Source organism: Pseudomonas sp. UMAB-40, assembly GCF_900095275.1.
GTDB lineage: Bacteria > Pseudomonadota > Gammaproteobacteria > Pseudomonadales > Pseudomonadaceae > Aquipseudomonas > Aquipseudomonas mandelii_B.
On the sequence record NZ_LT607564.1, the window covers coordinates 42734 to 55554 of the forward strand.

21 protein-coding genes are annotated in these 12821 nt (G+C 54.6%); 18 read left to right on the top strand and 3 right to left on the bottom strand.

From position 1 onward, the window contains the following. Positions 1-29 precede the first annotated feature (29 nt). The 3 genes from K0F88_RS19640 to K0F88_RS19650 form a co-directional block, all read right to left on the bottom strand. The gene (locus K0F88_RS19640) at positions 30-2996 is read right to left on the bottom strand and encodes a Tn3 family transposase (protein WP_219096161.1); all 2967 of its coding nucleotides are present in this window, start codon (positions 2994-2996) and stop codon (positions 30-32) included. A 3-nt stretch (positions 2997-2999) separates the two neighbouring features. Further along, complete coding sequence (locus K0F88_RS19645) at positions 3000-3560, bottom strand: recombinase family protein (protein WP_219096162.1); 561 nt, start codon at positions 3558-3560, stop codon at positions 3000-3002. A gap of 82 nt (positions 3561-3642) precedes the next feature. After that, on the bottom strand, positions 3643-4077 hold the full coding sequence (locus K0F88_RS19650; protein ID WP_219096163.1) for a hypothetical protein: 435 nt from the start codon (positions 4075-4077) through the stop codon (positions 3643-3645). Between the two features lie 271 nt (positions 4078-4348). Here K0F88_RS19650 and K0F88_RS19655 point away from each other — a divergent pair, with 271 nt between their 5' ends. From K0F88_RS19655 to K0F88_RS19740, 18 genes are all read left to right on the top strand, one after another. After that, entirely contained in the window at positions 4349-4921 is a 573-nt protein-coding gene (locus K0F88_RS19655; RefSeq protein WP_219096164.1) for a hypothetical protein, read from the top strand. A gap of 26 nt (positions 4922-4947) precedes the next feature. Beyond that, a complete protein-coding gene (locus K0F88_RS19660) occupies positions 4948-5220 on the top strand; it encodes a CopG family ribbon-helix-helix protein (RefSeq protein WP_219096165.1) in 273 nt (90 codons plus the stop codon). After that, positions 5220-5495, top strand: a complete 276-nt coding sequence (locus K0F88_RS19665) for a type II toxin-antitoxin system RelE/ParE family toxin (RefSeq protein ID WP_219096166.1) — start codon at positions 5220-5222, stop codon at positions 5493-5495. The genes K0F88_RS19660 and K0F88_RS19665 overlap by 1 nt, the downstream gene beginning before the upstream one ends. Beyond that, positions 5495-6328: a hypothetical protein gene (locus K0F88_RS19670; RefSeq protein ID WP_219096167.1), complete on the top strand. Its 834-nt coding sequence runs from the start codon at positions 5495-5497 to the stop codon at positions 6326-6328. Before K0F88_RS19665 ends, K0F88_RS19670 begins: the two co-directional genes overlap by 1 nt. Before the next feature lie 289 nt (positions 6329-6617). After that, entirely contained in the window at positions 6618-6890 is a 273-nt protein-coding gene (locus K0F88_RS19675) for a hypothetical protein (RefSeq protein ID WP_219096168.1), read from the top strand. Between the two features lie 19 nt (positions 6891-6909). Further along, positions 6910-7296: a hypothetical protein gene (locus tag K0F88_RS19680; protein WP_219096169.1), complete on the top strand. Its 387-nt coding sequence runs from the start codon at positions 6910-6912 to the stop codon at positions 7294-7296. A 12-nt stretch (positions 7297-7308) separates the two neighbouring features. After that, the gene (locus K0F88_RS19685) at positions 7309-7611 is read left to right on the top strand and encodes a hypothetical protein (protein ID WP_219096170.1); all 303 of its coding nucleotides are present in this window, start codon (positions 7309-7311) and stop codon (positions 7609-7611) included. A gap of 99 nt (positions 7612-7710) precedes the next feature. Continuing rightward, a complete protein-coding gene (locus K0F88_RS19690) occupies positions 7711-8028 on the top strand; it encodes a hypothetical protein (protein ID WP_219096171.1) in 318 nt (105 codons plus the stop codon). Between the two features lie 448 nt (positions 8029-8476). Continuing rightward, positions 8477-8770 carry a hypothetical protein gene (locus K0F88_RS19695; protein ID WP_257605304.1) on the top strand — a complete coding sequence of 98 codons (294 nt, stop codon included), beginning with the start codon at positions 8477-8479 and terminating at the stop codon, positions 8768-8770. Positions 8771-8954: 184 nt separating this feature from the next. Continuing rightward, the gene (locus tag K0F88_RS19700; protein ID WP_219096172.1) at positions 8955-9353 is read left to right on the top strand and encodes a hypothetical protein; all 399 of its coding nucleotides are present in this window, start codon (positions 8955-8957) and stop codon (positions 9351-9353) included. A 101-nt stretch (positions 9354-9454) separates the two neighbouring features. Then, positions 9455-9730: a hypothetical protein gene (locus tag K0F88_RS19705; RefSeq protein ID WP_219096173.1), complete on the top strand. Its 276-nt coding sequence runs from the start codon at positions 9455-9457 to the stop codon at positions 9728-9730. 12 nt (positions 9731-9742) lie between these two features. Continuing rightward, positions 9743-10087, top strand: coding sequence for a hypothetical protein (locus tag K0F88_RS19710; protein ID WP_219096174.1), 345 nt, complete (start codon positions 9743-9745; stop codon positions 10085-10087). Between the two features lie 10 nt (positions 10088-10097). Continuing rightward, positions 10098-10466: a hypothetical protein gene (locus K0F88_RS19715; RefSeq protein WP_219096175.1), complete on the top strand. Its 369-nt coding sequence runs from the start codon at positions 10098-10100 to the stop codon at positions 10464-10466. Between the two features lie 15 nt (positions 10467-10481). After that, the gene (locus K0F88_RS19720) at positions 10482-10706 is read left to right on the top strand and encodes a hypothetical protein (protein WP_219096176.1); all 225 of its coding nucleotides are present in this window, start codon (positions 10482-10484) and stop codon (positions 10704-10706) included. A gap of 11 nt (positions 10707-10717) precedes the next feature. Continuing rightward, positions 10718-10963, top strand: coding sequence for a hypothetical protein (locus K0F88_RS19725; protein WP_219096177.1), 246 nt, complete (start codon positions 10718-10720; stop codon positions 10961-10963). A gap of 14 nt (positions 10964-10977) precedes the next feature. Then, entirely contained in the window at positions 10978-11277 is a 300-nt protein-coding gene (locus tag K0F88_RS19730) for a hypothetical protein (RefSeq protein WP_219096178.1), read from the top strand. Between the two features lie 12 nt (positions 11278-11289). Next, positions 11290-11811 carry a hypothetical protein gene (locus tag K0F88_RS19735; RefSeq protein WP_219096179.1) on the top strand — a complete coding sequence of 174 codons (522 nt, stop codon included), beginning with the start codon at positions 11290-11292 and terminating at the stop codon, positions 11809-11811. 409 nt (positions 11812-12220) lie between these two features. Beyond that, positions 12221-12412: a hypothetical protein gene (locus K0F88_RS19740; RefSeq protein WP_219096357.1), complete on the top strand. Its 192-nt coding sequence runs from the start codon at positions 12221-12223 to the stop codon at positions 12410-12412. The last annotated feature ends 409 nt before the right edge of the window (positions 12413-12821 follow it).

Genomic DNA, 12821 nt, shown 5'->3' on the forward strand with positions numbered 1-12821 from the left:
AGCCTAGAGAATTCGGAAAAAATCGTACGCTAAGGTTTTCCGAGCTGTCGTAGCGGCCTGAATTTACCATCTTCAAGTTTGCGGCTCTGCCGCCAGACGTAATCGCCGGTCAGGTTGATGTGCTCCCAGCCCAGCGGCGACAGATATTGATACAGGTCGGTATTCACCGGCTTTCCGGCGTCAGTCAGCCCTTGGGTTGCCCGCTCCAGGTAGACGGTATTCCACAGCACGATAGCGGCGGTCACAAGATTCAGTCCGCTGGCCCGATAGCGCTGCTGTTCGAAGCTACGATCCCTGATTTCACCAAGGCGGTTGAAGAACACCGCCCTGGCCAAGGCATTGCGGGCCTCGCCCTTGTTCAACCCAGCGTGCACGCGGCGACGCAGCTCGACACTTTGCAGCCAGTCCAGGATAAACAGCGTGCGCTCGATCCGGCCCAACTCCCGCAGGGCGACGGCCAGACCGTTCTGGCGCGGATAGCTCCCCAGCTTGCGCAGCATCAGCGAGGCGGTGACAGTGCCCTGCTTGATCGACGCGGCCAGGCGCAGAATCTCGTCCCAGTGAGCCCGGACGTGCTTGATGTTCAACGTACCGCCGATCATTGGCCGCAGTGTCGGGTAGTCCTGTACGCTCTGTGGTACATACAGCTTGGTTTCGCCAAGGTCGCGGATGCGCGGGGCAAAACGAAAGCCCAGCAGGTGCATCAGGGCGAAGACGTGATCCGTGAAGCCCGCTGTGTCGGTGTAGTGCTCCTCGATCCGTAGATCTGACTCGTGATACAGCAGTCCATCGAGTACATAGGTCGAATCTCGCACACCGACATTCACCACGCGGGTGCTGAACGGTGCGTACTGATCGGAGATGTGGGTATAGAACAGTCGTCCCGGTTCGTTGCCGTACTTCGGGTTGACGTGCCCGGTACTTTCGCCTCGTCCGCCTGCGCGGAAGCGCTGTCCATCGGACGATGAGGTGGTGCCGTCTCCCCAGTTGACCGCAAAGGAATGGTTTAACTGGCTATTGACCAGTTCGGCCAATGCCGCCGCGTAGGTTTCGTCGCGGATGTGCCAGGCTTGCAGCCACGACAACTTGGCGTAGGTCATGCCCGGACTCGAATCGGCCATTTTGGTCAGTCCGATGTTGATGGCATCGCCGAGGATTGCGGACAGGAGCAGGGTTTTATCCTTGGCCAAGGCCCCATCCTTCAAGTGGGTAAAGTGACGGGTAAATCCCGTCCACTCATCCACGTCCATCAGCAGTTCGGTGATTTTGATACGTGGCAGTAACTGACTTGTCTTGTCGATCAGCGCTTGAGCGGTGTCCGGTACCGCCGCATCCAAAGGTGTGATTTTCAGTCCTGACTCGGTGAGTATCGCGTCCGGCAGTTCGTTGTCCTTGGCCAATTTGGCGACGGTGGCCAACTGCACATCGAGCAGCTGCAAGCGCTCTTCCAGGTACTGGTCGCTGTTGGGGTTGATCGCCAACGGCAGCGCCTGTTCCTTCTTGAGTGCGGCAAACTTCTCGGGTGGCAGGAGATAATCTTCAAAGTCACGGAACTGCCGGGACCCCTTGACCCAGATGTCGCCGGAGCGCAGCGCGTTTTTCAGCTCGGACAAGGCGCATATCTCGTAAAACCGCCGGTCAATGCCTTCCGGTGTGATCACCAGCGGTTTCCAGCGCGGCTTGATGAACGCAATCGGTGCATCCGACGGCACCTTGCGCAGATTGTCCGCGTTCATCTCCCGCAGTTGCTGGATGGCATCCAGCACGCGTTGCGCTGCCGGTGCAGCTCGCAGCTGAAGCACCTCCAGAAAGGCCGGTGTATAACGGCGCAGGGTGTTGAAATTTTCGCTGACCAGGTGCAGATGGTCGAAGGCCTCGGGGCGGGCCAGCAGCTCGGCATCAGTGACGCTCTGGGCAAACTCATCCCAAGGGATGACCGCCTCGATGGCGGCGAACGGATCGTCACCTGATGCTTTGGCGTCCAGCAGGGCCTGACCTATCTTCGAGTACAGACGCACCTTGTCGTTGATCGCCTTGCCCTGTTTCTGGAATTGCTGCTGATGCTTGTTCTTGGCGCTGCTGAACAGTTTGATCAGAATACGGTCGTGCAGATCCACCAGCTCATCGGTCACCGTTGCGGTGCTTTCCAGCACCACGGCCACCAAGGTGGCGTAGCGCCGTTCATTCTCGAACTTGCCAAGATCCTGAGGCGTCATCTGTCCACCTTCGCGGGCCAGCTTCAGCAGCCGGTTCTGGTGGATACTCCGGTCGAGCCCTTCAGGCAGGGACACCAACTGGAAGATCTTCAGCCGTTCGATGTGCTCCATCATGTGCCGCGAATTTGGTTTCAACGGTGACTGTCGCAGCCAGGTCAACCAGGTGCTGTTGCTGCCTGACTTGATGGTTAGCAGTTCATCGAGCTTGTTGCGATGCTGCTGACTCAGTGGCTCGATCAACGCACGGTAGACTCTCCGGTTGGCTCGTGCCACGGCTTCGGAGCAAGCTCGATCGATCACCGTCAGCGTAGGTAGGATCCGCCGCTGCTGACGCAGACTCTCCAGGGCTTGTCCGGCCAGTAACAGGCCTTTGTCGGTCTGCTGGGCCAACTCAGTCAGCTCACGTACCAAGGCGCGAAATTCCGACAACCCGAACGGCAACAAGCCGAGGTAGGTTCGCAACTCCTGGGCATGTTCACGGCGGGTGACATCGCGCTCACCGTACTTAGCCCAGCTTTCGGGCGCAGCCTGAACCTGTCGTGCCACCCACTCAATGACCGGATCTGGCAGCACGCTGTCGCTGGCCAGCGCGTAACCGGGGTAGCGCAGCAGGCAGAGTTGCACGGCAAAGCCGAGGCGATTGGCATCACCCCGTCGCTGACGGATCAGCGACAGGTCAGACTCGTTGAAGGTGTAGTAGCGGATCAAATCGTCCTGGCTTTCCGGCAGCGCAAGCAGAGTGTCGCGCTCAGAGGCCGAGAGTATCGAGCGACGGGGCATGTATCAGTCATCCGTGCGAAGGTACTGGTAGAGGGTTTCCCTACTTATACCGAACTCACGGGCTAACTGGGCCTTTGGCTCACCGGCAGCGGCCCGTTGCCGGACTGCGACAGCCTGTTCGTCAGACAGGGCCTTCTTGCGGCCCCGGTAAACGCCACGTTGCTTAGCCAAGGCAATGCCCTCGCGCTGTCGTTCGCGAATGAGCGCTCGCTCGAACTCGGCGAAGGCCCCCATGACCGACAGCATCAGATTGGCCATCGGCGAATCATCACCAGTGAATACCAGACCTTCTTTCAAAAACTCGATACGCACGCCGCGCTTGGTCAGCTTTTGCACCAGCCGGCGCAGGTCATCCAGGTTGCGGGCCAAGCGATCCATGCTGTGCACCACGACCGTATCACCTTCACGAACGAAGCCGAGCATGGCCTCCAGTTGCGGACGCTGGGTATCCTTGCCAGAGGCCTTGTCGGTGAACAGTTTGTTCACCTCGGTCTGTTCCAGTTGGCGTTCCGGGTTCTGGTCGTAGCTGCTGACCCGGACATAGCCGATACGTTGTCCCTGCAAGGCGCCTCCGTAAGCTGGGTCAATTGTTACTGATCAAAGGCAGCATTTGCCGCCTCTTAACCTTCTTGCAATACGGTGGCTCTCAATGTGAAACGCTGATAGAGCCTTTTTGTAAGTTGAATACCTGGGCCAGATGGCCATCCAACTCACCCTGCATATCACCGATAAAACAGATTTTCGAATTTGCCGGTGCACGTTTAAGCGTTGCTTTGACCTTGTTCCGAAGCGGTGTAGAACCGAGCTTCAGCTCTTGGAAAATTAGCGAGTCATTGTGTCCCAGCGGCAGATTGGACAGTGCTTCAAGGGCTGCCTGACCAACCAAGGTCATATGCGGTTCACCGCCCTTTATCTCTCCACCCGCCCAGCAGCAGTAATATTTCTTTCGGTCGTACTCGACTTCAAAGACCATAAATTCCAGCGACTGCCCTGGGCGTGTCCCCATTTTTTCCTGCACTTGCAATAGAGTTCCTGCCTCCGGCTTGGCACCGGCGAGAAGTATTGATTTGATCGATGGCATATTGATTCCTTTTTGGTGTGGATGACGTTCAACACGTCAGTTGTGTCAGGTTTAAATCTATGACCTTTGTTAGCAAGTGTCAATAAATATGATTTAACGCTCTAACCTGACAGATTGTCCTATAGCGTCCTGACATCAGGATAGGGTATAGCCCAAACTGACAGCAGAGCTTGACGACAAGAAATTATTAACTATGATTGACAATACATCGTAGTGATACATTACGATTCAAAATACTGAACAGCGCTACTGAGGCAAGGACAGGTAATTGATGACTCGCTTTAATCAGACCGAAGCCATGCTGCTCGAACGAGCTGCCACTAAGATTTCCGGCACGGTGGATGGCTTACTCATTTCCGCCCGAGACGCGTTGACCAAGGCAGGCAGTTGGAAAGATGAGGTGCGGATAGATGTGTGGCTGAGCAACCCATACTCCGGCACCCGCTGCGCCAGGCTACTACACGGAGTTCCGTCACCCCGCTTTTGGGCCACGCCTGCTAAAAACAACGTCTTGATGCCTGCAAAGGATGTCATTTATTTCTTTGGTGGGGCCAGTCGGGCTGAGCGACTGAAAGCGTCGTTGCCAGATATGAATACTGAGGAAGAATTGGAGCAATGGTTGATGTGCTTTTCGTCAACTCGATTCGAGGATCAATTGATTCGTGCTTTGATCGAGAGCGCCGGCGACTTTTCTACCCGAGTCCCGCATTGGTCTAAAGAGCTAGTTCACCTGGAGATTGCACGGCTTGCCTCTGAAATTGATAGGCATGCTTGGTTTACCAAACAAGGGTCTATGACGCTTGCGAACGCCGCGCCTGTTTGGCGCCCAAGTTCTCACAAATAGCATTTCGCAGCATTGGAGTAATTATTATGGCTATTACCGCCAAGACTCGATCCGTCACGGCTCACGTCCCTGTGCAACTGGCTGAGAAGGTTGATTTGATGGCAGAGCGTCTAGAGCGCTCCAAAAACTGGATCGTGAAGCAGGCTCTTTCCGCCTGGATAGACCAGGAAGAAGAGCGTAGTCGCCTGACCCGTGAGGCATTGGCCGATGTTGACGCTGGCCGCGTTATTGACCACCAAGCTGTCCAGGCCTGGGCAGATAGCCTCAGCACCGACACTCCGTTGCCGGTGCCGCGCTGATGGAATTGAAGTGGACAAGCAAGGCGCTTTCCGACATTACCCGGCTGTACGAGTTTCTGGCCGCCGTGAACCAACCTGCTGCCGCGCATACGGTCCAACAGCTCACGACTGCTCCAACCACGTTGCTGACTAATCCACGAATTGGCGAACGACTGGAAGAGTTCGATCCGCGCGATGTGCGCCGAATTCAGATCGGTCACTACGAGCTGCGTTACGAAATTCAGGGCTCCACCATCTATCTGCTGCGCCTGTGGCACACACGCGAGGATCGATAATGCGTGGATTGGACATTGAAAAACTCAACGCCGCAGTGAGCGGCATACTTGGTAAGCACAGGGCCAAAATCGAGTCCCGCTGGACTCGCCCAACCCTACACCAGGTCATTCACCAGTCGATAGTTGGAGGGGGCAGGCTCGCGCCGTGGGCTCCGTTTTTTCTGCTGCTTGTTGGTGCCCTTGGTGACTACGAGAGCATGCGGCAATTTCTGCTGACAGCCACCACCGAAGAAATGAGTCGCACGGTTATGGTCAGCCTCGTGGGAGGCTTCCTTGTCGGAGCCGTAGTGCAAGTGCTAATCGATATCACAACGCCTAAGTTACCTGGCTACCGAGACGGCATGCTTCAAAGTGATCGCTTACCCGCTGCTGCTTGGTACTGGGATCTGCCACCCGATGGCCGCGACTTGGCAATCCGGGAGGTGACGACAGCTCGCTGCACTCCGAACGCTGCAACACGCTGGGCACTGGACGACTTACTCAAGGAGCTTACCCGTAGCGAGACCAAGGGTGGTTCGGACCTGTTAGACCGCAAACTCATGCAAATGCTAGGCATTCAGTCTCAGCAGCTCAAGCCCACTCAAAAGCTGGACGATGCGATCCGCCTGTTGTCGCTACGCTATCGTGGCATGCCGTCCAGTTATGAGTGGGATGTGAAGGTCGAAGAGGCATCACCTGGGTTCAACGCCTTCGTAGTCGTGCGCCCGACGGCTAAAAATGCCGCAATCGAGGTGGAGCCATGGCAACGTTGTTTGGTCGCAGGAGGCCCTTCCGAGGCTTTGGCTGTCACCATTGCGGCCATCACCCGCGAGACATGGGCATTTACAACCTAATGGCTTTAAAACAATGGCCTACAGAGCCAATGTCCTAAATTTCCTTCATCTCGGCGTACCGCAGAGCCACAGAATCAGGCCCCTACGGCTGATCGAAAAACCTTAGCGTACGATTTTTTCCGAATTCTGCGGGCTCCCCCACTACATCCACATCGTGGAAAGCCTTCGGGCGGAAGTCGCACAGCTGCGCAGCGAGCGATCCGACATTGGCTTGAAAGCTTTAGACGAGAACCGCAGCCCGACCGCTGATGAAGTAGCTCGGGTAGACAAGAGTCCAGGGAATAGGCTTATGCAAATCGTAAAAACGAAAAATCACCTGATCTACAGCGCCAATAAAGGTAAGCCCGCCCATGCCTGCCTTGGTATCTGCCGGAAAGTCTGGTGGCAAAACGATGTGCCGTCTGACGTTGCAATTGTCGCTGTGCCAGTCTGTCCTCAGTGCGGCGGGCCTCTGACTAGTGACATTCCAGATGGGCACTACGCGGTCGTCACAGACCAAGCTGGAGCCTTGAATAAGGGTGGTGCAATCGTCAAGAATGCCGGGCTAAAGCTCGGTAGCTGAGTAGAAGGAAAAATGCGCCATGAAACACGATTACCCGGAGTATCCATCTGTTTCGGCAACTGTAGAGCCAACGCGTTACATGGAAGCTTTAGATGCCTTGGAAGGCATCCGTCAGGTCTTCTGCGACGGTGAAACCATTTTGTTGCCAGAAGCCGAGGTGCAGGCCATTGCAATGCTTTGTTCGCGGTTCAATGCGGTCACGGTCTACGGTCAGGCCAAGGCGTACGAGTTTGCAACGATGGCCCGCAATCAGGGTGTTCCTGTTGAGTTGTTGCGACTCGGGCATGCGGTGCATTCATGCACCGGCCAGGACGCCGAAGAAATGGTTCGTGTGGCCTTGGAGCAACCGAGCGCAACAATGTTGGCATGGTCAGCGCTCTATCTCTCCAGCATGTTGCCTAACTGATCGAGGAAAGCGATGCGCTCAGATCCACACCCATTGACGGTTTACGATCGTCTAACCAACCGGAATCCATTGACGCAGGCTGAGGCTGAAGTCCTCGATCAAAAACTTGACGAAGCACTCGCCACCGCTTTGCTGACTCACTCGGTGCCGGCAACTGACGTCGATGAACTGCGACTGGAGCTTAGTGATCTGGAGCAGGCACTCCGAGACGCAGCTTGTACGGTCGATTTCCAAGTGATGGCTCTCGATCTTCTAACGGACTGGCTTGCCGCCGGTAAGTTGGCTGGAGTCATTTTTGAAAACATGCGCAGTTGAGGGAAAACGCCCGTTGTACCCCAAGCCCTGGCCAATCAAACAGCCGGGGCCGACGCAGTAGAAGGATTCAGCATTCGCGTCCACCACTAGGAGCCATCAATGATAGTGCTACTTGAGTTTTTGTTTTTTCTGGTCCTGCTGCCGTTCATGTTGTTTGGCGTATTGCTCGCCAAGATATGGGAATCGGTCTGCATGATCTTTCAACCGGTTCTTTTGCTTGTTGCAGTATGGATTGCTTCGCTCGGGCTGTTTCTCCTTCCGAGCATGGCACCCAACGACCGGCCTTGGCTGTCGCTGGTTGAATCCATCGCACAAAGCCATGTGTTTGGCGTACCAACACCGCTTGCCATTTTTGGAATGGCAGGGTGTGTGTTGATTGTGTCTGTAATCGCGAGACAACGACGTCCTGCGCAGTGATCGCAGTTATCTAGGAAAGCGCCCAGGTACACCACAAGCCCAGCCGTCAAACGTTGGGCCGAGGCCGTAGGAGAGGGACGCTTATCGCTCCCCAGGATCGAGCAGGACAGATGAAAGCAATATCTATCGCGGTGCTTATGGTTGTAGCGGGAATGGTTCAAGCCGATGACTCACGAGAAAGCTGGGTGCTTATTCTGAGTCCAGAGGATCAGCCAATGCTCTACGTTCCGGGCTTCACATCCGAAAGAACCTGTGAACTTGCCATTAGCAAATGGCAGAAGTCCCAGCAAAACATCTTCCTGAAAGCGGTTTGCGTTAAGCAATAGGAAAAATCGCAGAACACGCCGGCCCTTTGTTGCCTTCGTCAGTACAAGCACGCATTTAGCGTTCCAGTCAAAAGTATTCGATCATAAACAACTTGCCCAACCAAAACTTTTAAGGACTCCCTGTGATTGAAAAACGTGATGCAACTGGTATGTCTGAAAACTGGGAGGTGGCTTTGATCGTCGCGGTTGAGAAAGCTCTGGTGCAGCTCCGATGGCTTATCAAGAGCGAGCACCGGAAAACCGATGGAGTGGAGAAACCGGACGTACATGCCCAGGTCAGCCGACTTACCGCGCTGACTGACCTTGCATACCCCGGTATCGGTGGGCTCCCGATGAGCGAGGCGACTGCCGCCAAGCTGCACCACCACAACGCGACCGCAATGCAGTGGGTCAGGGACGGCGGCGCCAACCTATAGCGTGTTGGGCTGCGTGGACGGCCAGCTGACCGCCCACCAAAGCTACCACCCCTTATCTCATGCGCCGATACAAAGCCTGATTTGTTATAGAAATTGTCCGCCAAATTTTTTACCGGTCGGTGGACCGGGAGGCGATGAGTTGAGTGGCAGCAAACCGCCACCTCAATCACACAAGGGATTCACAATGAAAAACGTACCGCTACTTTTGGTTCTTGCACTCGGTTTGTCGGGTTGTGACGCAGCGAAAGAGCTAGGCGCAAAGGTCGCCAAAAATTCGGATCATGCTCCAATGACCCTCGTTTTCAACTCAGGCTACAAAATGCTTGTGGATGGTCGGCAGGTTCCGATTTTTGGCAAAGATGAGTGCCCACCGGCCAACACCAATGTCATGACTTCGATCTTCGGACCTGATTCTGATGATGGCAAACGGTCGTGTGTTGTCATCGCACCTGACACAAAAACCGTATCGGTCACTGTGGGATTGTCAGACGGCCCTACAGATGAAATTTGGACAGTAGAGCGCTCTGGTGATCGCGCCATGCTGCGGCGCGCAGATGGCAGCTATCTCGCAGCGTCGAAGTGATCGAGGTAAAGACCGCTGCACCCTAAAGCCCGCCTCGTGCGGGCCGAGGTCGTAGACGGGCGCAGTTTTGCGTTCGACAAATTGTTGAGGATCAGCAGCCGATGAGCCAGCTTGAAAACACGATGATCCACGCAGCTCGCCAAGAGTTGGAAGTGGTAAAAGATTTCTACGTAAAGCGTGCCCAGGGCGTCGTCACCCAAGAAAACCGCGATGACTTTCTCCTGCACCTCTACTCCATGCTCGCATTGCTGAAATTCGGCAACCAAGACGACACCGGTATGAGTGCCGAGGGCGCGCAGGCCCTGCGCGAAATTGAGCAAGAGCATGCCGCAGCGTTCGCAGCGTCAATGGCCACCACGGCTTTGCAGCCGAAGTAACGCGGAAAGGTCATGTCTCAACACTTCAAAAAGGCGTCCGCCGAGTTTCTCATCGTCACTGATAGCAATGCCGAATGCTCTTACTGGGTTGAACAGGAAGAGGGTTCGGAGCGTGCAGAAAGCTACGGCGACTGGTATCCCGAGGAATGCCCATCGCCCACGTCTCACGTTTACGTGATGACCGAGGCGGACGGTGTGAAGTTGTACAGTCAAATCCTAACAGGTGACGACTGGCGTCATCTTGAAGAAAACGGGTTGCTTCAGTCGTTTACCGATCAGATTTTGGCCGGTGCAGAACCTCGCGCGGTTTTATCAGGGCTGCGTGATCTTGGCCATCCGACCGCCGCGTCAAGTTGAGGGAAAATGTATGTCACGTTCGTTAGGCGCGGTTGATTTCGAGGATGGCCGCAGGCTGTACCTGATCTATGACGGAACCGTGGGCAACGCTAGGCGACCGCTTTTTGATACCCGCCAAGCAGCCTGGGATTGGTATTGCGCTGGATGTATCGAGTTTGCGGAGCCGGCTGGGGCAGTCGGCACAGAGCTTTCTGTGGTTTTGACCGTAGATCTTCATTGCGACGGCCAAGAACGTTGGCAGTTTGAAAGTCGGGCTTCTGCCGAAGCAATGTGGCTCACTGGCCCAAGCAATTCAGAAGACGCAGCGGACGAAAGACGTCAGCAGATCGACGAGCCTTACGGCGGATATTTTTCACATGATGAAAAACCAATCAACTGATCACGGAAAATCGATATGTCAAATCAACTGCCGTTCCAGGTCCATGTCGCCTTGAACCTCTATGGGGCCTCGCCTGAGCACTTGCAGCAGGCGCTCAAGGAGGCTTTCGATCAATTGCTCCAGGGTATCCCCGAAAGCAACACCGTAATGAAGGACCAAAAATCGGGGTTCACCTTCAAGGTCACAGCGATGAACCTTGACGACAACAAACCTGGCCCCGCCGTTCCACCTCAGGTGTAAAGGAAAATTCGATGCTCGCAATTCTGAGCCATATCGTTTTGTTTCTCACAGCGGCCATAGCCGGCAAAGTCTGTGCCTCTAAAGGCTTTAGACAGTTGGGGATCTGCGCATTCGTAACCTTAGAGCTGGGCTATCTGACATTCTATTTCGGTAGCTGGTGGATGGGCCTGATTTTGATGTTGGTTGGCTTGATGATCGTCCTTCGCTGTGAGCGAAAGGCCTCTGCCAACAGAACCGACTTGAAAAACACGAGATGAACAAGGAACAAAGCATGAACAAGCACACCGAGCAGTTGATGCAGTACCCATCGCAAATCCTGCAATCTCGGGTCGATACATTGAAGGCTGAATGGGTTCGTGAGCGGGAGTCTTTGCCTACCAAACTGCTCGCGTTTTTGGCCGCTTTCCTCTCGCTCATTTCGCTCGGAGGCATCTACGGTTTCAACTCCCTAGCATTTGTCCTGCCGGCGTTTTTAATCGCGGGCTTTGTCGGTGTAGCAGTCATTGGTGTTTGGGGGCTAAGCGTAAATCTTCGTGATTCCACAGCCGCTCTCGATCAGGCCCCCAGTTAAGGGAAAATGACGATGGAAACCCGTAAGAGTTGGACAAAATACGAGGTAAGAGGGATTTCGAATTCGGATGATTTTCCCTATCGCAATGACTTGTCGACGCTGAAACAGGCGGTCGAGATTGCTAAGGCCTACCCCGGTATTTATCAGGACGGCGCCGCTACTCACATCGTGCGTTACCACAGTAAGCGAGGCGAGCAAGGCAGCGGGGTTCATCACACTGGAGGCATTACGCATCGGTGGCGTGTTTTTGCTAATGGACGGCTCGAATTATTGCGAGCGTATGCTTGGCCCTTTGCTCGAAAAACTATTAGCGTAGACCAATGGCTTCAGTTCATTCCTAAGGCAGAGGAAAATATCATGATCCATCCTATCCCTTCGCAGGAAGAGAACAACACCGAGAAGTACCCGGCGATCCTGACCTTCGACAAAGGATCTGTGTGGTTGAAGCGCCGAGGTAAGCCGGCCCGAAAAATTACCGTCTTGGCATGGACTGTTATCGCGGCGGCGTTACTGATCCTGTTCAATCCCTTTTAGTCCACGGAAACGTCGTCCGCTGCATCCCAAGCCCCGACCCTCAAAAGCTGGGGCCGAAGACGTAGAGAGGGACGCTTTTCGCTCCCCAGGATCGAGCAGGGAAAAACCTGATGCTCAAGCCCCCTTCAGTCCTCCCATGCGTGGCTGCACTCTTGCTTACGTTTGGCATCGCCTCAGATTCACGAGCTAGTGAAGACTATGGCTGGGGTACTGCACAGTCAGAGCGCGAAGCGATGCTTGACTGCATCACCTATTTGCAAACCTACAACCTGTAACGGAAAATCACCGAGTGAACGCTTAAATGTAAAAGAACGGAGCCGCATTCTTGAGTGACGCCATAAAGAAAAAGCGCCGGGTGCTTAGCCTAAATCCTACTAGTCCAGCCAATCGAGCTAAGGCGCACAGGGCTATGGCCACTGCCGCCCTTTATTCTGAGTCCTCCGACTCAGTGCGTTTAAGTCGTTACAAAAATCACATGCAGAAGGCCAGCGAACTGGAGGCGCTTTCCAAGCTCGGCGAAGTCGAAATAAACGAGAAACATGGAATGTGTGACGAAAGAAAAGCCCCTATAGTCGAGAGCATCGAGGGCGGAGTGACATAATCCCCGACGCAGAATCAGCTTAGGAATATCGCGATGAATGCTTGTTTGATCTGTAAGCGACCGCTTGGAACTGCGCCTGAGCTTCAAGATTGCGGTGGTGATTGCCTGGAGTGTTTGGCCGAAGCTGGCGATTCGGATGCTCAGGTAGAGATGTATCGCATCCTCCAAGAACGTCGTGATGGCTCAAAGGCCAAAACAGATAATTTGGATTGCGGCTTTCACGCTTAACGCGAAGAGTTAACGAAAGGTATTCCCCCCCCCAAGCCTGCTCATGCGGGCTTTTTTGTTTCAGCAATTTCCAAAACTCTACATCAACTTCGGAAAACAGCACTCTCCGCGTTTAAAACCAGCGGTTCACCTTGAACAAGGTCAATAGGCAACGTATCGTGATACTCTACGATGTACGGGA